Source organism: Sphingomonas sp. Tas61C01 (genome assembly GCF_052567495.1).
On sequence record NZ_CP199583.1, the window covers coordinates 1,876,834 to 1,897,210 of the forward strand.

Genomic DNA, 20,377 nt, shown 5'->3' on the forward strand with positions numbered 1-20,377 from the left:
GTATTGCAATATAGCTTAGGTCACGCCGGCGCCGGCGAGCACCCTCACGGTGTCGTCGAAGTGGGACGACATAGCCTCGCGGGCCGCCACGATGTCCTGATCGGCGATCGACCGCGCGATGGCCTCGTGCTCGGCGATCATGACCTCGCGCTCGGCAAGCGTCCTGTTCTTCCAGCCGAGCGGCCACGTCTGCTTGGTGACAGGCGCGAACGCCTTGATCATGATGGCGAACAGCGGGTTCTGACTGGCGTCCGCCACCGCCGCATGCAGGGCGACGTCGTGCTGCCAGATGTCATCCGGATCGTCGAACGCGGTCCGCATCGCCTCGGCATGCGCGAGGATGGCCTTCGCCTCCTCGTCCGACCGACGCAGAGCCGCCAGTGCCGCGGCGCGCACCTCAAGGCTGCGCCGCACGTCGAGCACCTGCTGGACCGTCACGTGACGGGTGTGCACGACATGGTCCAACAGCAGTCCCACCACGTTCTCGTCCGGCATCGAGACCCGCGCACCCCGGCCGTTCCCCATCTCGACGATGCCGAGGGCCGAAAGCGACCGATTGGCCTCGCGCATGACGATCCGGGACACTCCGAAGCGCTTGGCCAGCGCGCTCTCCGAAGGGAGCGGATCGCCCTGGCGGAGCCCGCCCGACTGGATCAGGTCAATCACCGCGTTGATCGTCCTCGCGACCAACCCATCGCCCCTCCAGGCGGCTTCCTTCTCGATCGTTTCGAGATCCGCCATAACCTTCTCCACTACGCCTCGTCAGCGGCCTAGCCGTAAGGGGCCGACCGGGCGCTGACAACGACGATCAGGTCATGGTGGTCCGCTTGGACCGCATCGCCACAATCAGCCCCGAACGTCCGAGAGCCGACCATCACCACCCCGCGTCGACGTGGAGCACGTGGCCACTGATCATGCGCGCGGCGTCACTGGCGAGGAACAGCACCGCGGCAGCCACGTCGTCGGGTTCGATCCGCCGCTTCAGACACTGCCGATCCAGGACCCAGCAGGCGTAGGCCTCCGCCCGCTCGCCAAAGACCCTTTCCTCGGCCTCGGACACCACCGCACCCGGGGAGACGGCGTTCACCCTGATGCCGAAGGGCCCCAGCTCGCGCGCGAGCGCCTTGGTGAGCCCGACGACCGCGCCCTTCGATGCGACATAGGGCACATATCCGTCCCACGCGCCGCTCAGCGTCACCGAAGAGAAGTTGACCACCACCCCCTCCCCCTGAGCCTTCATCGAGGGGGCGACCGCCTGCGCCAAGGCGAAGGCCGCGCCCGCGTTGACGCGCATCTGCTCCTCGTACTCCGCCAGCGTGAACTGCTCGAACGGGCGGTTGACGATCGTCGCCGCGTTGTTGATCAGGACGTCGACGCCTCCGTGGACCTCGACCGCAGCAGCCACCGCAGCGCGCGCACCTTCCAGGTCGCCGAGATCCTGCTGCAGGTAGACCACGTCGCCGGGGCCGTCGGTTCCGATGCGCTCGACCTCCGGCCGGGCCTGCGCGGGATCCGCCACATCTAGCAGCAGCAGGCGCGCGCCGCATCCGACCAGCATCCGCGCCTGAGCGCGCCCGAGCGATCCCAGGCCTCCCGTCAAAAGAACACGCTTGCCATGCATTCGAAATATCCCAGCAATGATACAGATATTGACAATTCTATATGATAGGTTGTCTTAGATGCTTCCGTAAAGAGGAACACTGGTGACCGAAACCCGTCGAGTTCACGTTGGAGGCGACGCCGTCGGAGAAAGCCCCGTGTGGTGCGTTCGGACGGGACGGCTCCTCTGGGTCGACATCGTCGGGTGCCGCGTCAACGCGCTCGTTCCCGCCTCCGGAGAGTTCGAGACCTGGAAGCTTCCGGACTTCGTGACGTCGATCGGGCTCTGCGTCGACGGACGTGCCGTGCTCGGGCTCAGGCGCGAAGCCGTGCTATGGGACTGGGGCCGATCTACGGAGACGCTGGCCTTTCCCGAGCCGGACATGCCCGGGAACCGGCTGAACGAGGGGAGCGTCGGCCCCGACGGCGCGCTGTGGGTCGGCACGATGCAGGACAACATAGGTCCAGGAGGCGAACCCGTCGGAATGACCGCAAGGGCGGGCAAGCTGCACAGGGTGTGGCCGGACGGAAGCGTCGAGGCACTCAGCGAGGACATCTTCGGCATCTGCAACACCATGGCGTGGCGCAACGACGGCACCTTCTGCTGCGCCGACACGCTCGAGGACCAGCTGTATGTCTACGACCGGAGTCCGAGCGGGCTCGGCCGCCGCCAAGTCCTGCTCGCCGGCGGCGCTCCGGGCCTTCCCGACGGCTCCGCTCTAGATAGCGAGGGATACCTTTGGAACTGTCGGTTCGGCGGCGGATGCCTGGTTCGGATCAGCCCCGAAGGCGCAATCGACCGGATCGTGGAGCTGCCATGCCAACAGCCCACCAGCTGCACCTTCGGCGGCCCCGACCTGAAGACGCTGTTCGTCACCTCCGCGCGGTTCGGAATGAGCGCTGAAAGGCGTGGCCATCCCGACGAGGGCGCGGTGCACGCACTAGACCTGGACATCGCCGGAACGCCGGCCTTCCTGTTCGGCTGAGAAGCTTCAAGGATCACCATGCGCAAATCACGACACCTCGCCGCCGCCATCGCGACTTCCGCCGCATGCTTCTCCTCGGCCAGCGACGCGGGCGACGCCCTCTTCCGCCTCGGCTACGACGACGGCAGGTCTTCGCTGGTGGAGGCGGTCGCGGGCATGCCGGTCAAGGTCGAGGGCGGCTTCACCCTCATCAAGTCGCCCATCGGCACCGCGATGCGCCTGGACGGAGACACGACGAAGATCTCGGCGGCGCCGATCTCCCAGCTGACCGACGGGTCGAGCTGGAGCGCAAGCGCCTGGATCAGGCTGGACGCGCTGCCGTGGAACGAAGCGCCGATCCTCGACCAGGCGCTGGCTTCGGGCAGCGTCGTGTTCGCCGTCGACGCCTACGGCCATCTGGTCGCGCAGCGGCGAGCCGGCGCAGGGCAGTCCGTCAGGATCGTCTCGAACGACGCGGTTGCGCCGCGGGCCTGGACGCTGGTGACGCTCAGCTACGACGAGGGAGCGCTGCGCCTGTGGATGAACGGCAGGCCGGTGCCCGCTGCGCGGAGCGAGGCTCCGCCCCAAGCGGAGAAGGCCTCCGCCACGCCCCTGCTGATCGGAAGGACCCGCGCACCGACCCTTCCCTTCCCGAGCCATGCGATCCATCCGCAGCTACCCGTCGATTCGAGCCTTGAGGGCTCGATCGCACGGCTGACCGTGCTGGACGAGCCGATGACCGCCAAGCTCGCCCGGCGGCTGATGACGGAGGTCGACCCAGCCGAGCGCAGGCAGGCTCCGGGCCCCCGGCTGCCGCGCTGGCGCGGAGGTCCGGGGCCGTTCGGCGCGTTCCACACGTCGCTGCCCTACGATCCTGCATGGGACGCGCCGCGCCGTGTCGCCGACGGCGACGTCGTGGTCCGCTTCGCGAACTCCCCGGTGCAGCTCGTGTTCTGGCAGGGCGCCAACTACATCCCGGCCTGGGTGACCGAGAACGGCCGGTGGTACAGCGACCAGTTCATGGAGATCTACGGCAAGCCCCGCTGTCCCGACGGGGAGGACTGCGAACCAATGTCCGACAAGCAGGTCCGCTACTCCCACGTCGAGATCCTCGAGAGCACGCCCGCGCGAGCGGTGGTCCATTGGCGCTACGCGCTTTCGGAGGTCGAGAACGACAGGCTGGCGGATGCCGCCGATCCCCGCTCCTGGGGCGCATGGGCGGACGAATACTGGACCGTCTACCCGGACGCGGTCGCCGTCAGGAAGCAGGTCCTCTGGACGGATCACCCGGAACGCGAGGCGAGCGAGTTCCAGGAGTCGATCGTGATGATCCCCGCAGGCGAGTCGCCCGAGGACAACATAAACCTCGACGCGCTGACGCTCGCGAACCTGAGAGGCGAGACGAGGACCTATCGGTGGCTGGCTCGGGACGCGACCGGCTTTGCGAAGCCCCGAGGACCGGACCACTTCACCGGCCTCGACGATCCGATGATCCAGTGGATCAACCTGAAGTCGCAGTGGAAGCCCTTCGAGATCGCTGGTGCGGGGCCCGCGAAGTTCGAGGGGATCAACTGGGAGCCGTCGATGTCCAGCTTCGAATGGTGGAACCACTGGCCGGTCGCGCAGATCCGGTCGAGTGGAAGGCCCGCGCTCACCTCCGACCGGCCGAGCCACAGCTCGCTGTCCCACATCTACTGGCCGATCGCGCACAAGGACGAGAAGCGGCTGGTCCGGCTGCTGATGACCGGCCTCACACTTCAGAAGGCCGACGGTCTCGTGCCCCGCGCGCAGTCGTGGCTGACGCCGCCCGGCGCGAGCCTGTCCGGAGGCGGCAGCGTCCGCTTCGACCAGGCGGAGCGCGCGTATGTCGTGGAGCCGACCGACCCCTCCCGCCCCATCCGTATCGAGATCGCCGCAACCAAGACGAGCCCTCTCGTCGATCCAGCCTTCATCGTGGAGGGCTGGCAGGGCGCGGCGGCGGTGTCCGTCGAGGGCGAGGGGATCGGCACGACCAAGCCCGAGATCGGCTACGTCGAAACCCTTCGAGGCCGCCGCCTCGTCGTCTACGCGCCCCTGAATGCAGGCGCCGCGACCGTCGTTTCCATCTCTCCCGTCCAATGAGAGAGGGTCGGACCATGCCGACGAACGCTCCCATGAACTTCCGGGTGGGTGCCGCCGGCGCTCCCGCGGCGCCGAGCAAGGCGACCCCGTCGCGGCACGAGTTGCCCGGACGAGCCTGCGGGCGCGGGAGGGCCGCCCGTTGAGCGAGCACCGACTGAAGCGGATCGTCATCGTCGGCGGTGGCACGGCCGGCTGGATGGCGGCGGCCGCCCTCGCCCGCTTCGTCGTGCCTGGCGGCACCGAGGTAGTCCTGGTCGAGTCCGACGAGATCGGGACGATCGGGGTCGGGGAGGCCACGATCCCGACGATCTCAAGGTTCAATCGCCTGCTAGGAATCGACGAGGCGGAGTTCCTGCAGGCGACGTCGGGGACCTTCAAGCTAGGGATAGAGTTCGTCGACTGGGGCCGCCTTGGCGACCGCTACCTTCACCCCTTCGGAAGGTTCGGCCGAGACATCGCAGGCGTCGACTTCCACCAGCTCTACCTGCGCGAGCGGCGGCGGCGTCCACTTCCACCGATCGACGAGTTCTCCATCGGCGCACAGGCGGCGCGGGCGGGCCGCTTCGTCCACCCGGCAGCGGACCCGGGGCATCCTGCACACGACATCTCCTACGCCTACCACTTCGACGCGACCCGCTACGCGGAGCACCTGAGAACGTTCGCCGAGAAGCGGGGAGTGGTCCGCCGGGAAGGACGGGTCATCGACGTCTCCCTCGATGCTCCGAGCCGGCTCGTCGACGCCGTGATCCTGGCAGACGGCGGGCATTTGGGCGGCGACCTCTTCATAGACTGCTCCGGCTTCCGCGGGCTCCTGATCGAGCAGACCCTCTCCACCGGGTTCGAGGACTGGTCGCACTGGCTGCCCTGCGACAGAGCGATAGCCGTCCCGACCGCGCAGGTGGCCCCCCCAGCGCCCTACACACGCTCGACCGCTGTGGAGGCGGGCTGGCTGTGGCGCATCCCCCTCCAGCACCGCGTCGGCAACGGACATGTCTACTGTTCGGAGTTCACCACCGACGAGCGCGCCGAGGCGCTGCTTCTCGAAGGAATCGAGGGCGAGACGCTGGCAGAGCCGCGGCGGCTGCGCTTCAAGACAGGGCGCCGGCGGCTCGCCTGGAACCGCAACGTGGTCGCACTCGGGCTGGCGGCCGGCTTCGTCGAACCGCTGGAGTCGACCAGCATACATCTCATCCAGCACGGCATAGCCATGCTGCTCGCTCTGCTTCCGGACCAACGCCACGCCGCCGCGGAGCGCGACGCATACAACCGGCAGATGCACGCGAGCTTCGAGAGCGTGCGCGACTTCGTCGTCCTCCACTACAAGCTGAACCAGCGGGACGGTCCATTCTGGCGCTACTGCCGCGAGATGCCGGTGCCCCATTCGCTCGCGTCGCGGATCGAGCTGTTCCAAGGACGGGGCCGCTACCTCAAGGGCGACACCGACCTCTTCACAACGAACAGCTGGGTCGCGGTGATGCTCGGTCAGAACGGCTGGCCCACGGGGTTCGACCCGCTGGTCGAGGCGCTCGACGAGGAAAGGGTCTCGCAGCAGATCGGAAACGCGCACGAGGCGATCTCCCGTGCCGTGGGCGCCATGCCCACCCATGTGGAGGCGCTGCGCCGCATCGGGGCGCTGAACCTCGCGACCGCCGCCTGAGGACGAACCCAGCGCATCGCCCGCCGCGGATCGCGAGGTCGAGGAAACGTGCGGCACGACCCGGCGGTCGGCCGCAGGACGCGCCGTCAGAGGGCTGTGCCCTCAAAGATCCGCACCCGCCGGCGCGGGGGAGCTAGCCGACGCGCTGCGGCGAAGCTCCTGGCTGCGACTCCGCCAGCGTCAGGCGGGCGAGCTCGACGAGCACCAGCGACTGCTCCCACCTGTCAGAGGTCTCGCGACCCCGGACGGTCCGGGCGTAGGAGATCGCCGAGGAAAGCAGCTCCGGAGCGAACGGAAATTCCGCGGATGGCCCCTGCCGGGCGAAGAAGCCGCGGAAGACGAGTGACCAGATCTGCCTCAGGTGCGCCACGTGCGGCGCGACCAGCGCCTCCTCGAGGGAGCCGACATCCACCTGGATGGCCCCCGGGTCTCCGATCCGGCCATGCATGAAGTCGACACGCTCGAGGACAGGCGCGGCGAAGGCAAGCTTTGCCTCGAAGCTGCCATAGGGCAGCTCCAGGCCCGTATACCAGTGCGAGAAGTCGCCGTTGAACCGCAGCTCCGGAAAGCGGCGGACGAAGGCCACGCTGCGCCAGATGTCCTGGAACAGCGTGGCCCGGTGCGTCTCCACCAGCAACGGCACCGCGTGTCGGGCGCTTGCCTGCAGCACCGCATCGATAAGACGAAAGGCCTCGTCGTCCTCCTCGATCCCCCAGCCAAGGTGCACCGTTACACACTCGAGCCCCGCGTCCCGGGCGTCGCGCGCGAGCGGCTCCGCCTCGGCGGCCGAGTTGACCCGGCCGCTTCCGCAGAGGCGCAGCCCCCTGGACCGGGCCGCCTCCGTCAAGGCGCGGTCGCGGGGCTCGAGGAGCTGCACTCCGTCGTAGCCGGCCTCGCCGATCGCCGCGAGCCACCCCTGGGCCGGCTCGACGAGTCCGTCGAGCGAGAGCCAGTTCATGAACGTCGCGAGGCGCGGACGGGTGGCCACCTCAGCTCGAGACGAGTCCGCGCGCACTGCGGTCCTCGGCGTCGTCCATCCAGGCCGTGGCGTCGGCCCCGGTGAACCGGCGCTCGGCGGCGGCGAGGATGGCATCGTCCGGCACGACGTCCAGCGGGGTGAACCTCGGGTGGTGCGACTCCTTGTAGGGGTCGTTCGACTTCGCGTTGTAGCAGCAGATCATCGACCAGCGGGGCTCGTCCGACAGGTTCTGGTCCGACCGGTGCAGCATGTTGGCATGGAAGAACAGGACGTCGCCCGGCTCCATCTCCACGTGCACGAGCTCGTAGCGCTGGAGGATCTGCTCCATGCGCTCCGGATCGGCACCGGCCTGGTCGCCGGTGAGCTGGTGCTCGATGCGGCCTAGGCGGTGCGATCCGCGCACCACCTGGAGGCAGCCGTTCTCCCGGGTCGCGCGATCGACCGCGATGTAGGCGCTCGTCAGCCGGGGCTCGAGGACGCCGTTCTGATACCAGTAGCCGTAGTCCTGGTGCCAAGCCCAGGCGCCGCCGACACGCGCGTCCTTCATGATCATCTTGGAGTGGTAGTGATAGGGCTCGTCCTCCAGCAGCCGCGCCGCGGACTCCACGATGGAGCGCGACCTGGCGATCATCCCGTAGATCGTGTCCGTCGGGTGGTTCCAGAGCGACAGACGGATGACGCCGCCCTCGCCGTCGCCCTTGCCGAAGGACTTCTGGTCCAGCACCCTGTCCTCGCGCGCCGCGCGCGACAGCTGCCCGGCCTCCTCGGTCGACAGCATGCCCCGGACGAGCACGTAGCCGTCACGATTGTAGTCGGCGACCTGGGTGTCGCTCACGATGCCTTTTGCCATAATCCGTTCCTTCTCGAATGAGACCTTGATCAGCGCGGGAGCGTGATGCTCCCCGCGGTTTGGAAGTCGCCGGCGACGCCAGGGGCGTCGGTGCCGGGCTGCCCGCCGCCGACCCACAGCCTGTACGCGGCGGGCAGAACGCGCATCCGTCCGTCGGCTCCGGCAAGCGCCAGCTCGCGAGGGGTCAGGCTGAAGGACACGGGACGCGTCTCGCCGGGCTCCAGATGAACGCGCTCGTATCCCTTCAGGGACAGAGACGGAGCGTCGGGATCACCGGGGACGGACAGGTAGAGCTGGACCACCTCGTCACCGGCGACGGCGCTCGCGTTGCGCACCTTCACCGTCACCCGCTGGGCGCCGCCCGCGGTCACGACCGGATCGGACAGCCTCAGACCGGAATAGTGGAAGGTCGAGTAGCTGAGACCGGATCCGAACGCATACTCCGGCTTCTTCTTCAGGTAGCGATAGGTGCGCCCCCGCATCGCATAGTCGTCGAAGGCCGGCAGATCGGCGACCGATGCGTAGAAGGTGACGGGCAGCCGTCCGGAAGGATTGACGGCGCCGCTCAGGACTTCGGCGATCGCCTGCCCTCCCCGTTCGCCACCATACCAGGCCTGGAGAACGGCCCGGGCCTTGCCAGCCGCGTCTCCGAGCGCGATCGCGGAGCCGCTCTCCAGAACCAGGATGATTGGCCTGCCCGTCGCGGCGACCGCGTCCACGAGCTCGCGCTGGGCGGCCGGCAGCCGCAGATCCGTGCGGTCTCCGCCATCGAACCCCTCGACCTTCAGCGGCATCTCCTCGCCTTCGAGCCAAGGCACCAGCCCCACGAACAGCACGGCGACGTCCGCCTGCCTCGCGGTCGCGACCGCCTCGTCGAGAAGCGCCTGCCTCGGTGCCTTCCAGGCAAATGTCACGCCGGCCGAGAAGCGCGGGGAGCGGTGGCTGTATTCGAAGGTGAAGCTGTGGGGACGGGTGTCGGCGAAGCGTATCGTCGTCGAGCTCCGCGGCTTGCCGAAGTCCTCGCAGGTCGAGCCGGCCCGGAAGTCGGGCGCTCCCTCGATGCGCAGATGGTAGGTCTCGACGTCGCCGCTGGGGTCGCAGCGGCGATCGGCGACCTCGAAGCTGTATTCGCCCGGGGCGGGCACGGAGATGGTGCCCGTCCAGCGGACCGAGAATGCGTTCGGATCCACGCCGGCCGCAGGCGCCGCGGCGTTCCAGTCGAAGTCGATCTGGCGGTCGCGCCGGCTCGCCACCACCGGCCCCGAGAAGGCCGTGCCGTTGAAGAACTGCGCCTGCAGCCCCTGTCCGAAGACGGTGCGCGGCACCGGCGACGCGATCCCCTCCACGAAGGGCGCGCCCTGCGCATAGCGGATCCGGGCGGCTCCGAACTGGCGCTCCATCCCGTCGACCGGAAGCACGGGCGAGGTCGGCGTCCCCTTGTAGTTCCCTTCGAGCGCGATCAGCGAGATCGCGCTCGGACCGATCACGGCGACGCGTCCAGACCTGCCCGCGAGCGGCAGCACGCCGTCGTTCTTCAGCAGCACGATGGACTCGCGAGCCGCCCGGAGCGCCAGCGCCTGATGGACGGCGCTGTGGTTCTCACCGATCGGAACCTTCGAGAACGGGACGCGCTCCGCGGGATCGAACATGCCCAGCCGCATGCGGGCTGCGAAGAGCCGCCTGAGGGACACGTCGATCTCACGCTCGGAGATCAGGCCCTGGCGAACGGCGTCCCCCAACGACAGATACTCGTCGAGAAACGTGCAGGCCGTATCGGTGCCCGCCTTGACCGCCGCCGCGGCCCCCTCGGCGTTCGACTTGGTGAAGTGGTGGCCCCTGGTGAGGTCGTCGATCGCGCCGCAGTCGGAGGTCACGAACCCGTCGAAGCCCCAGTCCTTGCGCAGGGTCTGCCCTAGCAGCTCCTGGTTAGCGCAGGCGGGCACCCCGCCCACCGCGTTGTAGGCGCACATCAGCGAGTGGGCCCCGCCGTTGACGATCGCCCGCCGAAAGGCCGGAAGATAGGTCTCGCCGAGGTCCCGGGGGCTCGGCTTCACATCGAAGCCGTGCCGCAGCGGCTCCGGACCGCTGTGAACCGCGAAGTGCTTGGGCGTCGCTATGGCCTGCAGGTAGCGCGGATCGTCGCCCTGTATTCCGCGGACCAGCGAAGTGGCGAGCGTGCCCGTCAGATACGGGTCCTCCCCCAGCGTCTCCTGCCCACGCCCCCAGCGGGGATCGCGGAAGATGTTGATGTTGGGCGCCCAGAACGTGAGCCCGAAGTAGCGGTCGTGGTTCCCCTGCTTCTGCGCATGGTTGTAGCGAGCGCGGCCCTCCACGCCGATGGTCGTCCCCATCGCATGGAGCAGATCCCTGTCCCACGTCGCCGCCATGCCGATCGCCTGGGGGAAGATCGTGGCCTCGCCGCCGCGTGCGACGCCGTGAAGCGCCTCGTTCCAATACTCGTAAGACGGCACGCCGAGACGGTCGATCGCAGGCGCCGCGTTCTGCATCTGCGGGATCTTCTCGGCCAGTGTCATCCTGGAAACCAGATCCTCCGCCCGCTTCTCCACCGTCGCGCCCGGATCCCGGTACAGCTGGGCGCCTGCGGCAGCCGACGCGCCCGCCAGCAGCAGCGCCGCGCACCGCGCGAGCCGGCTGGCCCGGCTTCCGGAGGTTCGGGCCATGTGGATTCCTTTTCTGAGAGTGGTCATCGCGGCGCTCGTGTCCCTGCCCGCGCGAACGAGAACCAGGTGATGTTGAAGAGGTGGCCCTCCGCGTCGCCGCCGGTGCCCCGCGCCACCAGCGCCAGATCGTGGAGGCCGCTGACCGGACGGCGAAGCGGGACGTCCCTCACCGCATATCTCGTCCGCCCGCCGGTCGGGGAAACGACGACGGTCGCGACCACCGGCCCCGCGGCGTTTTCGAGGCGCACCTCGAGGATGGCGGAGCGGATCGTCGGCGTCTCGGCGCTCACCTCCGCCCTGAAGGCTCCCGCGCCGTCGCCGAAGTCCATCGACCGGAAGATCAGGTAGCCCCCCGGCTTCATCTTCATCTGGAACTCGCCCGCGAGACCAGCCTCCCCCGTCGCGCCCGTGCGGGCGTGGAACTCCGCCGCCTCGCGCCGGGAGCCGAACGCGTCGAGCGTCAGCCGTGCGACGCCAGGGGTTCCGACTCCCTCGTCCGTCTCCGGATGGACCGGTGCGAACGAGCCGCCGGGCAGAATGCGCAGGCGCGTGACGGCGACCTGCCGATGGTGGTCGGCGTAGGGGGTCACGTCGTCATACGGCACGTGGTAGGCGAGGTAGCTCTCGCCCCTGTATGTGCACATCCCCTGCTGGGTCGACTCCTGCCCGCCCGGCGACGGGTAGATCAGCGTGCGCGGAGCCTCCCGGTCGAAAGGACCGAACATGCCCGCGGCGCTGGTGTAGCGGACGTAGGACCCCTTCGCGTCGCAGCCCGGCCCCTTCGCGTCCTTGTAGGCGACGTAGGTGAGCACCCACCTCCCGCCCGTCTTCAGCAGCATCGGACTCTCGAAGTATTCGAGGTTTCCGCAGGCATCCCGACCGGGGACGGACAATCGGCGCGGCTTCTGCGCCAGGGAGGTCATGTCCGGGTTCAGGCGGGCCATCCAGACTTCGTGCTTCTCGGTGTCGCCGGAGCCCCATAGGAGGTAGGGCGAACCGTCGTCGCCGTTCACGACGTAGGGACTGAGTGCCTCGACGGGCTTGCCGTCCACCCCCTTCATCGGAGCGCCGAACACATCGCGGTAGGGGCCGTCCAGCCGATCGGCCACGAAGGCGCCAAGCTGGAACCTACCGTAGTTCTGCTCACCCTTCGCGTTCACGCGGAACGGGGCGTATGCGTAGTAGCGGCCCCTATACGGGATGCCCGCGTCGCCGTCCCAAAGAGCGCCGCCGGCGTTCCAGGTCACGTCGCGTCCGGTCAGGATCGAGCCGTGGTCGACCCATTGATCGAAATCGGACGTGCTGAGCGCATGATAGGCATACATGCCGCGGAAGAAGGTGTTGTCGCGCTGGAACTGCGCGGTGAACGGGTCCTGCGTGGTGAAGAGGTAGAAGCGGCCGCCGATCTCGCGGCAGGTCGGATCGGAATTGAACAGATAGCCCGGCGTGACGAGCTTCTGCGCCTCCGCCGACGTCGTGGTCGAGAGCGCGAGGCAGGCGATGCAGAGCCTCGCGCGGCGTTTGAAGCGCTTCACGACAGGCTCCCCACGATGTTGGCGGCCATGCCGCGGACGCCCGGATCGAGCACGAACAAGGCGCCGGACAGCGGCGCCGCATCGAGGTCGGCTGGCGAAAGGCCGATGGTCGCCGAGGTCACGTAGAGGTCGGTAAGGCCGCTTCCGCCGAACGCGAGGGAGGTCGGCCGCGGAACCGGCACGGCGACCTCCCGGTCGACCGACCCGTCCGGAGCGAAGCGGACGATGCGCCAACCGTCCCAGATGGCGCTCCAGACGTAGCCCTCCTCGTCGACCGCCAGTCCGTCCGGTGCGCCGGTGCCTTCGGGAAAGCGGGCGAACAGCTCGCGCCCTCCAAGATCCCCCGTCCCCTCGTCGAAGGCGAAGCGGTATATCTCCCGGCGAAGCGAGTCGGTGAAGTAGAAGACCGAGCCGTCCGGACTCCAGCCCAGACCATTGGAAACTCCGACATGCTCCAGCTTCGGCTCGGGGCCCTCACCGGCTCGCAGCCGGTATAGCGTGCCCTCGAAGCTGCGCTCCGAGTCGTCCATGACGCCGATCCAGAAGCTCCCCCGGGCGTCGCATGCGCCGTCGTTGGTGCGCATCGCGCCGCCTGTCGCGATCGGTCCGAAGACGACCTGGCGTGCGCCGGTGTCGAGAGACACCCGCTCGATCCCGGCATCTGTCGCACAGAGGAGGATCCGCGGCGACGATGTCAGCGAAAGGGCGGTCGCGAGGCCGCCGAGCCTCAGCGTGCCCACCTCGCCGCCGCTCGACAAGCTGTGGATCGCGCCCCGCTTCAGATCGACGAAGTGCAGAACGCCGATCCGATGGTCCCAGACCGGCGCCTCGCCTAGCCGGCAGGGTCCAGGCCAGACGCATCTCAACGAACCACCCTCCAACGCCACCGGCCCTCTTCTCCCTATCGACATCGCCTTCTAAGCCTATATTACAGGTCAGGGCAAGATTGTTTGGAGATTGATATGCGATCGGTTGTTTGCTCGGAGCCGGGCTCGCTGGTCCTGGAGGACCGGCCGGCGGTGGAGGCTGGCGAGGGCGAGGCATTAATCCGCGTGCGGCGGGTGGGGATCTGCGGAACCGACATCCACATCTTCGGCGGCCGCCAGCCCTATCTGAGCTACCCCAGGGTCATGGGACACGAGTTCGCCGGCGAGGTGGCGTCCGCGCCCGAGGGCAGCGGGCTCAGCGTGGGAGACAGGGTCGTAGTGATGCCGTATCTGTCGTGCGGAGCATGCAGCGCGTGCCGGCGGGGCAAGACGAACTGCTGCAGCCGTCTAGAAGTGCTCGGAGTGCACCGCGACGGCGCGCTCGCGGAATACGTCGCGATACCGGTCGAATTCGTGCTGAAGGCCGACGGGCTGAGCCTCGACCAGGCCGCCATGGTGGAGTTCCTGGCCATCGGCGCGCACGCGGTCCGGCGGGGCGGCATCGGGGAAGGCCAAAGCGTGCTGGTCGTCGGAGCCGGACCGATCGGACTGGCGGCGGCGCTTTTCGCGAAGCTGAGGATGGCGAGGGTCACTGTGATCGACACCCGCGAGGACCGGCTCGAGTTCGCATCGCGCGAGCTGAAGGTGGACCAGGCGCTGAACCGATCCGAACCCGTCGAGGACCGGCTGCACGCGCTTACCGGCGGAGAGATGTTCGACGTGGTGTTCGACGCCACCGGCAGCCCGGAGGCAATGGAGGCGGGCTTCGACTACGTAGGGCACGGGGGGACCTACGTGCTCATCTCCGTCGTCAGCTCGAGCATCAGCTTCTCGGACCCGGACTTCCACAAGCGCGAGACCACCCTGCTGGCGTCCCGCAACGCCACCGTCGAGGACTTCGAGACCGTCATGCAGGCCGTGCGGGCGGGCCGGGTGCCCACCGGCGCCTTCGCCTCGCACCGCGCGGCACTCGGCGACCTTCCGGGCGCATTCGTCCGCTGGATGGATCCGGAAAGCCACGTCATCAAGGCGCTGGTGGAGGTGTGAGCATGCGTCTTCCCCCGTTCGGGATGGGGTGCAGCGCGCTCGGGAACCTCTACCGCCCCATGTCCGACTCCGACGCGGTCGCAACCGTCGAGGCCGCGCTCAGGAACGGCATCCGCTACTTCGACGTCGCACCGCACTACGGCTTCGGACTCGCCGAGCGTCGCCTCGGGATGGCGCTGGCCAAACACGCCTGCCGCGATGCGCTGATCTCCACGAAGGTCGGCAGGACGCTCGTCCCGACCTCGGCGTCCGGCACAAGGCACGGGTTCGTCGACGCGGACCCGTTCGAGCCGGTGTTCGACTACGGAGCAGACGCGGTCATGGCCTCGCACGAGGCGAGCCTGGCGCGTCTCGGCGTCGCGCGCGTCGACGTGCTCCTCGCCCACGATCTGGGCGGGCTGACGCACGGCGACGCGGCGGAGGCGCACCTGAGCGAGTTCCTCGCTTCGGGATATCCCGCGATGCGCGGCCTGCGCGACGCCGGCCGGGTGGATGCGATCGGCGTCGGCGTGAACGAGGTCGCGATCTGCGAACGCCTGCTGGACAAGGTGCCGCTCGACCTGATCCTGCTCGCCGGCCGCTACACGCTGCTGGAGCAGGGCGCGCTCGGCCTCCTCGACCGCTGCGCCCGCATGGGCGTGCAGGTGGTGGTGGGCGGCCCCTACAACTCCGGCCTGCTCGTCGAGAGCCCGTCGGCGACCCTGCACTACGACTACGACGCTGCGCCCCGCGAACTCGTCGAGCGAGCGCATGCGCTTCGCCGGGCCTGCGCCGCCCATTCCACCGATCTGCCGGCCGCCGCCCTGCAGTTTCCCTCCGGCCACCCGGCCGTCCGTAGCGTGGTGGCGGGCCTGGCCAGCCCGGCCCAGGCCGACAGGATGGCCGACTGGACCGGGACCTTCATCCCCTCCGTGCTGTGGCGATCGCTCCGCGCGTCGGGCCTGCTGCCGGCCGACGTCCCGACGCCGGATGCGGCCGAACTTCAGCTCAGCCAGACATAGAGCGCCGCGACCGTCGCCAGGAGCAGGGCCGAGATGATCCGCGGGTCCGACGCGCCGACCAGCGGCCCGCGGAGGAAGGCGAGCGGGTGGTCCCACGACACGGCGGCCACGCGCGCCGGATCCATCGGCGGCGTCGACAGGCTGACGATCACGTAGATCGCGACGCACGCGCCTGCGAGGATCGGCCCCGCAAGCATGAACGGGACGCCCAGACCGTGGCTCGGGTCGGTGACCAGGCCGCCGAAGGCCCTGCCGGCCGGCAGGTCCAGCAGGCTCCGGCCGACGGACGGCAGATCAAGGATGAAGTAGGCGACGCCCATGAGAGTGCCAGCGTAGAGAGTGGCCATCGCACCCTGGTTGTTGCCGCGCCGCCACAGGATGCCGAGGAGGAAGACCGTCGTCACGGCGGGGGCGAAGGTCATCGGGATCTTATTGATCGCCTCGAAGATGGTGCCGAACTGATCGCCCTGCGTGGACCATGCCATGGCGAGAACCATTATCACCGCGGTGGCGCACCGCCCGATGAGCACGAGCCGCCGGTCGCTCGTGTCCGGCGCGATCCGCCGCACGATGTCGAGGGACACGAGCGTCGCGCAGCTGTTCAGCGCAGCCGCCATGCAGCTCATCAGCGCAGCCGCCATGCAGGCGGCAAGCAGGCCGCGCAGGCCCACCGGCACCAGATGGTCGATCAGCACCGGGAGCATGGCGTTGAAGTCCGGCGTTCCGCTGCCGGCGACCTCGGGAAGGGAGAACGCGCCCTTGCGCCAGAGCACGTAGCCGATGACGCCGGGCAGAACCATGAGGAACACAGGCGTGATCTTCAGGAAGCCTGCGAACAGCGCGCCGTTTTGGCCCGCCTGCAGGTCGCGCGCGCCGAGCACCCGCTGGACGTGGGTCTGGTCCGCGCACCAATACCAGATGCCGAGGATCGGGTAGCCAAGCAAAACCGCCAGCCAGGAGAAGCCGTTCAGGTTGCCCGCGCCGTCGTGGACGGGCTGCAGCATGCTGAGCTGCCCGGGCGCCGCGGCGGCGCGGAAGGCCGCGGCGTCGTGGATGCCGACGCCCGGCAGAGCCCGAAGGCCGAGCCAGGTGACGAGTATCGCGCCGGCCAGCAGCAGGCACACCTGGATGCTCTCCGTCAGCACGACCGCCCTCAGGCCCCCCAGCGCCGTGTAGACGACGGTGAAGAGCGAGAGGGTGAGGATCACTGGAAGCATCGGCAACCCGAGAAAGCTCTCGAAAAGCTTTGCCGCAGCGAAGAGGCTGATGCCGATGTGGACGAGCAGTGCGCCCAGCAGCCCTATGATCGCCAGGAACGTCCGGGCCGAAGGACCATAGCGGCGCTCCATGAACTCGGGCAGGGTCTGCACGCCGGAACGGATGTAGAAGGGCGCGAACACGAGCGCGAGCAGTATCAGGATGAAGGAGGCCATCCATTCGAAGTTGCCGATCACGAGGCCGTCCTTGGCGCCTCCGGCCGCCAATCCGACGAGGTGCAGCGTCGATATGTTCGAGGTGAACACGGCGGCGCCCACCGTGAACCAGTTGAAGGAGCGGTTCGCGAGGAAGTACTGCTGCGTGCCGCTGTTGCGCCTGTAGCCGACCACGACGCCGAAGGCGGTGATGCCGACGAGGTAGACCGCCATGACGACGATGTCTAACCAACTAAGTGCCATGTCTGAGCCCCGTCATCGCGTTGCGCCCGTCATTTCCAGCTCTGGTCGATCTCTTCCAGGCTCCGCCCCTTCGTCTCGGGAAGGCTGCGGAACACGAAGAGGAAACCGGCCGCGCAGATGCCTGCATAGATCCAGAAGGTCCCAGCAGTCCCGAGCGACGCGTTCAGCAGCGGGAAGGAGTAGGTCAGGACGAAGCAAGCAGCCCAGAGGGCGGCGGAGCAGGCCGCGACGAGGCTGCCCCTCACCTCGTTCGGGAAGATCTCGGAAAGTATGACCCACGTGATGGGAGCAAGCGTCATCGCGTAGCAGCCGATCGCCGCCACCACGAGGAGGAGCAGCGGCCAACCCTTCACCTCGGTGAAATAGAGCCCTCCCAGCACCAGGTAGATGATCGCCAGCCCGGCGCAGCCGATCAGCATTAGCGGCCGCCGGCCCAGCCGATCCACGGCTCCGATGGCGATGAAGGTGAACACGCACATCACGACGCCGGTCACCACGATGTTGAACAGGATCGCCGAGAGCGCGTAGCCAGCCGCGGTGAAGATCTCCTGCGCGTAGTTGAAGATCACGTTGATGCCGCACCACTGCTGAAGGACGGCCAGCGTGACGCCGACGACGAGGGCGCGCTGCGTCCTCGGCTGCCGCACCGCCTGCCGAAGGCTGGTTCTAGCAGCCGCGTCTGCCGCGCCGCGCATCTGTTCCACCACGAGCCGAGCGTTGGCGGCACCATCGAATCGCGCCAGCACGTCCTGCGCCTCGTCCCACCGACCCTTGTTCGCGAGCCAGCGGGGGCTTTCGGGGATGGCGAGGGCCCCGAAGAAGAAGAGCACCGCGGGAATAGTCGCAGCTTCGAACATGTGACGCCATGCAGTCTGCCCATTCCAGCTTTCGCGGATGGCAGCGAGCCCCTCATGGGCGCCGATGGGATCGGCGATCAGCCAGTTGACGGTCTGAGCCCCGACGATGCCTATGACAATGGTCAGCTCGTTCAGGCAGACGAGCTTACCGCGGATCCCCGCCGGCGCGATCTCCGCGATGTAGACGGGCGAGAGCACCGAGGCCATGCCGATCGCCAGCCCGCCGACGATCCTCCACGCCACGAAGGTGCCGAAGGCGGTCGCCGAACCCGTCCCAACCGACGAGACCGCGAAGAGGAACGCCGCCGTCAGCAGAGCGCGCCGGCGACCAACCAGCTCGCTCAGCGTTCCCGATCCGATAGCTCCTATGAAGCATCCGATCAGGGCGCAGCTCATGGCCCATGCCTGCGCTTGCGGTTCTACAACCCCGAAGTAGGCTTCGTAGAAGACCTTCGCTCCACCAATGACCACCCAGTCGTAGCCAAAGAGCAAGCCACCCAGCGCCGACACCCCCGCGACGAACCATAGGAATCGCACATGGCTGTCAGACCGCACGATAAGGTGAGGCTCGCAATCGGCGGCGGGGCCAACAACTCCTACTGTTTGATCATCCATATAATACGTATCTGTATTATAGGTATGAGCTTTACAAGTAGAATTTTTGACGATGGCGGCGATGGCCGAAGCGCCAAGGGCCGAGGTGTTCGTCGTGAGCCCAGTGCGCGATGATACCTGGCTTCTGTGTCCAGCGCTTGTCAGGAAGGTGGCCTCAGCCTGCCTGCGGCAGAGCTTCGTCTACCTGCGACTGCACCCTACCAATCGGGTGCGATCCAACTTGGGTCGAGACACGAAAACCACCAACTTCGCGACGATATTCTTCGCTGTTGCGCACGATTTGGCCGGCAGCTATCGACCAAAAAGACCAAACCCGGGCGTCCGCGTGCCCTGCTCCACTTGCCGACTTCGGACGCTCGTTCATATGGCCACGCGCGCTTACCAAGCTCGTCACTGAAATGCTTCGCGCGAACTGATCGCGGACAGATACTTGCTAAGGCGCTCAAGGAAGTGGCTTCTTGAGCGGTCTTGGTCCCTATGTCCCGTGGAACCGCGAGGTTGTCCCTGCTCGCGCGTTTCACGTCCGAACGCGACGAACTGCCCGAGAGAGGACGATCTGCTCGAGCAAGATGCCGTCCGCTTTTTCGAGCCCGCTACACGCGCTGCGGTGCAGCTCGTCGAAACGCCGGCGCCCGATCTTACCGCTCTGCGGACGAAGATTGATGTCATACGCGATCATGAGGTTTACAATTGCTCGTGAATGCCGCTCGATGTGATGGAGGTGATCCAGGAGGATGCCGATCGGGGCACTACCTGGCGCGCCGAGCGAGTGCATAGCCGACCGGTAATCGCGCCGAGGCCAGTGTGAGCGAAGCTCGGCCGACCTGCGGTACGGCTCCTCCCTCTAATGCTGTACGACCATCTCCGCGGGTGCCGCAGCCGGTTGGGGCTGAACATAGCCGACCATGATATCACCAGCTTTCAGGAGAGCGTTGCCGCCCCGCATCAGCAGGCCGGCCAGGCCGAATGTCACCATACCGATCACAACCCCCGCCGTGTTTGCCCGGCCTTCAGTCCCTTGCGTACCGGCGATCGGCAGCGGGCCCGACGGCGTCTCGACGTAAAGGAGCTTCGCCGATAGCCGACCTCGTCCCCCCGCAGCGCTGGTGCCATCGACAGCCAACACTTCACCCCAGGCTGCGGCGCCAACGGGGATCACAACGCCACCGTCGACCGTCACCGCCTCGTTGACGCGTAGCTTGAAGCGTTCGCCCGACGTCGCGTCGCGACTGTTTACCTCCTTCAGCACCATTAGCTTGATGGAAGTCCCGGCGGGCACGCGCAAACCGGAAGCGGGCACCGCCTGCGCAGCAGCCCGCCCTCCGACATCCGCAGTGACCGCAGCGAGCGCTATGGCGCAGCCGATCACACGAAGTAGGCGAGGCATTGCGATCAGTTGCCGGTGGGCGATGCTGCCGGTGCAGATGCAGGTGCGACCTCGCCAGGCGCCAGAAACTTGATCGCAGTCCCCGTGGCGTTCGCCTTGCCCCAGCTGAAAGCGGTAACATGAGAGTCACCATACGTCGCCTTGATTACCGCGTCGGCGCCGAGCTTCCGCCCGCGCTCCCAGAGTTCCTTGTAGATCTTCTCCTGCGAAGGAGATTTGCTGAACAGCGTTGCCTTGCGGACGCCGGCCTTCACCTCGCCGAGCACCTTGTACGGCCGATCGGTGATATCGTAAGGGAATACCGGAACGCCGACATCCTCGTTGATCATAGGTGTGGCGCCCGATGGGGCGGCTTGGGCTGAAGCAATCGCCGGCGTGAAGAGCAACGTAGCAGCGATCGCCAATGTACGGATGATCATCTTTTCCCTCCCATTGTGTGCGGTCTCGGCGGAGTCGCCAAGCCGATATTCGGCAGCTCAAG

At 67.7% G+C, this 20,377-nt stretch carries 17 protein-coding genes; 5 read left to right on the forward strand and 12 right to left on the reverse strand.

What is annotated here, in order from left to right; all coding sequences use genetic code 11:
• Window positions 1–15: 15 nt before the first annotated feature.
• Both ACT009_RS08705 and ACT009_RS08710 read right to left on the reverse strand, forming a co-directional pair.
• On the reverse strand, window positions 16–741 hold the full coding sequence (locus tag ACT009_RS08705; RefSeq protein WP_445193937.1) for a FadR/GntR family transcriptional regulator: 726 nt from the start codon (window positions 739–741) through the stop codon (window positions 16–18).
• A 133-nt stretch (window positions 742–874) separates the two neighbouring features.
• A complete protein-coding gene (locus tag ACT009_RS08710) occupies window positions 875–1,621 on the reverse strand; it encodes an SDR family oxidoreductase (RefSeq protein WP_445193938.1) in 747 nt (248 codons plus the stop codon).
• Window positions 1,622–1,703: 82 nt separating this feature from the next.
• Here ACT009_RS08710 and ACT009_RS08715 point away from each other — a divergent pair, with 82 nt between their 5' ends.
• The 3 genes from ACT009_RS08715 (at window position 1,704) to ACT009_RS08725 (ending at window position 6,342) form a co-directional block, all read left to right on the forward strand.
• Window positions 1,704–2,585, forward strand: coding sequence for an SMP-30/gluconolactonase/LRE family protein (locus tag ACT009_RS08715; protein WP_445193939.1), 882 nt, complete (start codon window positions 1,704–1,706; stop codon window positions 2,583–2,585).
• An 18-nt stretch (window positions 2,586–2,603) separates the two neighbouring features.
• Window positions 2,604–4,685: a LamG domain-containing protein gene (locus ACT009_RS08720; protein ID WP_445193940.1), complete on the forward strand. Its 2,082-nt coding sequence runs from the start codon at window positions 2,604–2,606 to the stop codon at window positions 4,683–4,685.
• A 139-nt stretch (window positions 4,686–4,824) separates the two neighbouring features.
• On the forward strand, window positions 4,825–6,342 hold the full coding sequence (locus ACT009_RS08725; RefSeq protein WP_445193941.1) for a tryptophan halogenase family protein: 1,518 nt from the start codon (window positions 4,825–4,827) through the stop codon (window positions 6,340–6,342).
• A gap of 133 nt (window positions 6,343–6,475) precedes the next feature.
• Here the strand turns inward: ACT009_RS08725 and ACT009_RS08730 are convergent, their stop codons facing one another.
• From ACT009_RS08730 to ACT009_RS08750, 5 genes are read right to left on the reverse strand one after another with little or no spacing between them, the layout of a single operon-like run.
• Complete coding sequence (locus ACT009_RS08730; RefSeq protein ID WP_445193942.1) at window positions 6,476–7,330, reverse strand: hypothetical protein; 855 nt, start codon at window positions 7,328–7,330, stop codon at window positions 6,476–6,478.
• A 1-nt stretch (window position 7,331) separates the two neighbouring features.
• Window positions 7,332–8,171: a phytanoyl-CoA dioxygenase family protein gene (locus ACT009_RS08735; protein ID WP_445193943.1), complete on the reverse strand. Its 840-nt coding sequence runs from the start codon at window positions 8,169–8,171 to the stop codon at window positions 7,332–7,334.
• Window positions 8,172–8,200: 29 nt separating this feature from the next.
• Entirely contained in the window at window positions 8,201–10,852 is a 2,652-nt protein-coding gene (locus tag ACT009_RS08740) for a glycoside hydrolase family 3 C-terminal domain-containing protein (RefSeq protein ID WP_445193944.1), read from the reverse strand.
• A gap of 23 nt (window positions 10,853–10,875) precedes the next feature.
• On the reverse strand, window positions 10,876–12,387 hold the full coding sequence (locus ACT009_RS08745) for a family 43 glycosylhydrolase (protein ID WP_445193945.1): 1,512 nt from the start codon (window positions 12,385–12,387) through the stop codon (window positions 10,876–10,878).
• A complete protein-coding gene (locus ACT009_RS08750) occupies window positions 12,384–13,298 on the reverse strand; it encodes an SMP-30/gluconolactonase/LRE family protein (protein WP_445193946.1) in 915 nt (304 codons plus the stop codon). Before ACT009_RS08750 ends, ACT009_RS08745 begins: the two co-directional genes overlap by 4 nt.
• Window positions 13,299–13,349: 51 nt before the next feature.
• Here ACT009_RS08750 and ACT009_RS08755 point away from each other — a divergent pair, with 51 nt between their 5' ends.
• Entirely contained in the window at window positions 13,350–14,360 is a 1,011-nt protein-coding gene (locus ACT009_RS08755) for a zinc-binding alcohol dehydrogenase family protein (protein WP_445193947.1), read from the forward strand.
• A gap of 23 nt (window positions 14,361–14,383) precedes the next feature.
• On the forward strand, window positions 14,384–15,361 hold the full coding sequence (locus ACT009_RS08760) for an aldo/keto reductase (protein WP_445194049.1): 978 nt from the start codon (window positions 14,384–14,386) through the stop codon (window positions 15,359–15,361).
• On the opposite strand, the gene ACT009_RS08765 is transcribed toward ACT009_RS08760, so the two are convergent.
• The 5 genes from ACT009_RS08765 to ACT009_RS08785 all read right to left on the reverse strand — a co-directional run bounded on the left by ACT009_RS08765 (window position 15,343) and on the right by ACT009_RS08785 (window position 20,315).
• Window positions 15,343–17,007 carry a sodium:solute symporter family transporter gene (locus ACT009_RS08765; RefSeq protein ID WP_445193948.1) on the reverse strand — a complete coding sequence of 555 codons (1,665 nt, stop codon included), beginning with the start codon at window positions 17,005–17,007 and terminating at the stop codon, window positions 15,343–15,345. The genes ACT009_RS08760 and ACT009_RS08765 overlap by 19 nt on opposite strands.
• 59 nt (window positions 17,008–17,066) lie before the next feature.
• On the reverse strand, window positions 17,067–18,509 hold the full coding sequence (locus ACT009_RS08770) for a sugar porter family MFS transporter (protein ID WP_445193949.1): 1,443 nt from the start codon (window positions 18,507–18,509) through the stop codon (window positions 17,067–17,069).
• A gap of 517 nt (window positions 18,510–19,026) precedes the next feature.
• Window positions 19,027–19,284: a hypothetical protein gene (locus ACT009_RS08775; protein ID WP_445193950.1), complete on the reverse strand. Its 258-nt coding sequence runs from the start codon at window positions 19,282–19,284 to the stop codon at window positions 19,027–19,029.
• Window positions 19,285–19,353: 69 nt separating this feature from the next.
• The gene (locus ACT009_RS08780; RefSeq protein ID WP_445193951.1) at window positions 19,354–19,761 is read right to left on the reverse strand and encodes a hypothetical protein; all 408 of its coding nucleotides are present in this window, start codon (window positions 19,759–19,761) and stop codon (window positions 19,354–19,356) included.
• A 140-nt stretch (window positions 19,762–19,901) separates the two neighbouring features.
• Window positions 19,902–20,315, reverse strand: a complete 414-nt coding sequence (locus ACT009_RS08785) for a hypothetical protein (protein WP_445193952.1) — start codon at window positions 20,313–20,315, stop codon at window positions 19,902–19,904.
• Between the last annotated feature and the right edge of the window lie 62 nt (window positions 20,316–20,377).

Coding starts and splice junctions, on each gene's coding strand:
- ACT009_RS08705 (WP_445193937.1), bottom strand. CDS start 741: ATGGCGGATCTCGAAACGATCGAGAAGGAAGCCGCCTGGAGGGGCGAT.
- ACT009_RS08710 (WP_445193938.1), bottom strand. CDS start 1,621: ATGCATGGCAAGCGTGTTCTTTTGACGGGAGGCCTGGGATCGCTCGGG.
- ACT009_RS08720 (WP_445193940.1), top strand. CDS start 2,604: ATGCGCAAATCACGACACCTCGCCGCCGCCATCGCGACTTCCGCCGCA.
- ACT009_RS08735 (WP_445193943.1), bottom strand. CDS start 8,171: ATGGCAAAAGGCATCGTGAGCGACACCCAGGTCGCCGACTACAATCGT.
- ACT009_RS08740 (WP_445193944.1), bottom strand. CDS start 10,852: ATGGCCCGAACCTCCGGAAGCCGGGCCAGCCGGCTCGCGCGGTGCGCG.
- ACT009_RS08750 (WP_445193946.1), bottom strand. CDS start 13,298: ATGTCGATAGGGAGAAGAGGGCCGGTGGCGTTGGAGGGTGGTTCGTTG.
- ACT009_RS08755 (WP_445193947.1), top strand. CDS start 13,350: ATGCGATCGGTTGTTTGCTCGGAGCCGGGCTCGCTGGTCCTGGAGGAC.
- ACT009_RS08760 (WP_445194049.1), top strand. CDS start 14,384: ATGGGGTGCAGCGCGCTCGGGAACCTCTACCGCCCCATGTCCGACTCC.
- ACT009_RS08765 (WP_445193948.1), bottom strand. CDS start 17,007: ATGGCGGTCTACCTCGTCGGCATCACCGCCTTCGGCGTCGTGGTCGGC.
- ACT009_RS08770 (WP_445193949.1), bottom strand. CDS start 18,509: ATGGATGATCAAACAGTAGGAGTTGTTGGCCCCGCCGCCGATTGCGAG.
- ACT009_RS08775 (WP_445193950.1), bottom strand. CDS start 19,284: ATGCACTCGCTCGGCGCGCCAGGTAGTGCCCCGATCGGCATCCTCCTG.
- ACT009_RS08780 (WP_445193951.1), bottom strand. CDS start 19,761: ATGGTGCTGAAGGAGGTAAACAGTCGCGACGCGACGTCGGGCGAACGC.
- ACT009_RS08785 (WP_445193952.1), bottom strand. CDS start 20,315: ATGATCATCCGTACATTGGCGATCGCTGCTACGTTGCTCTTCACGCCG.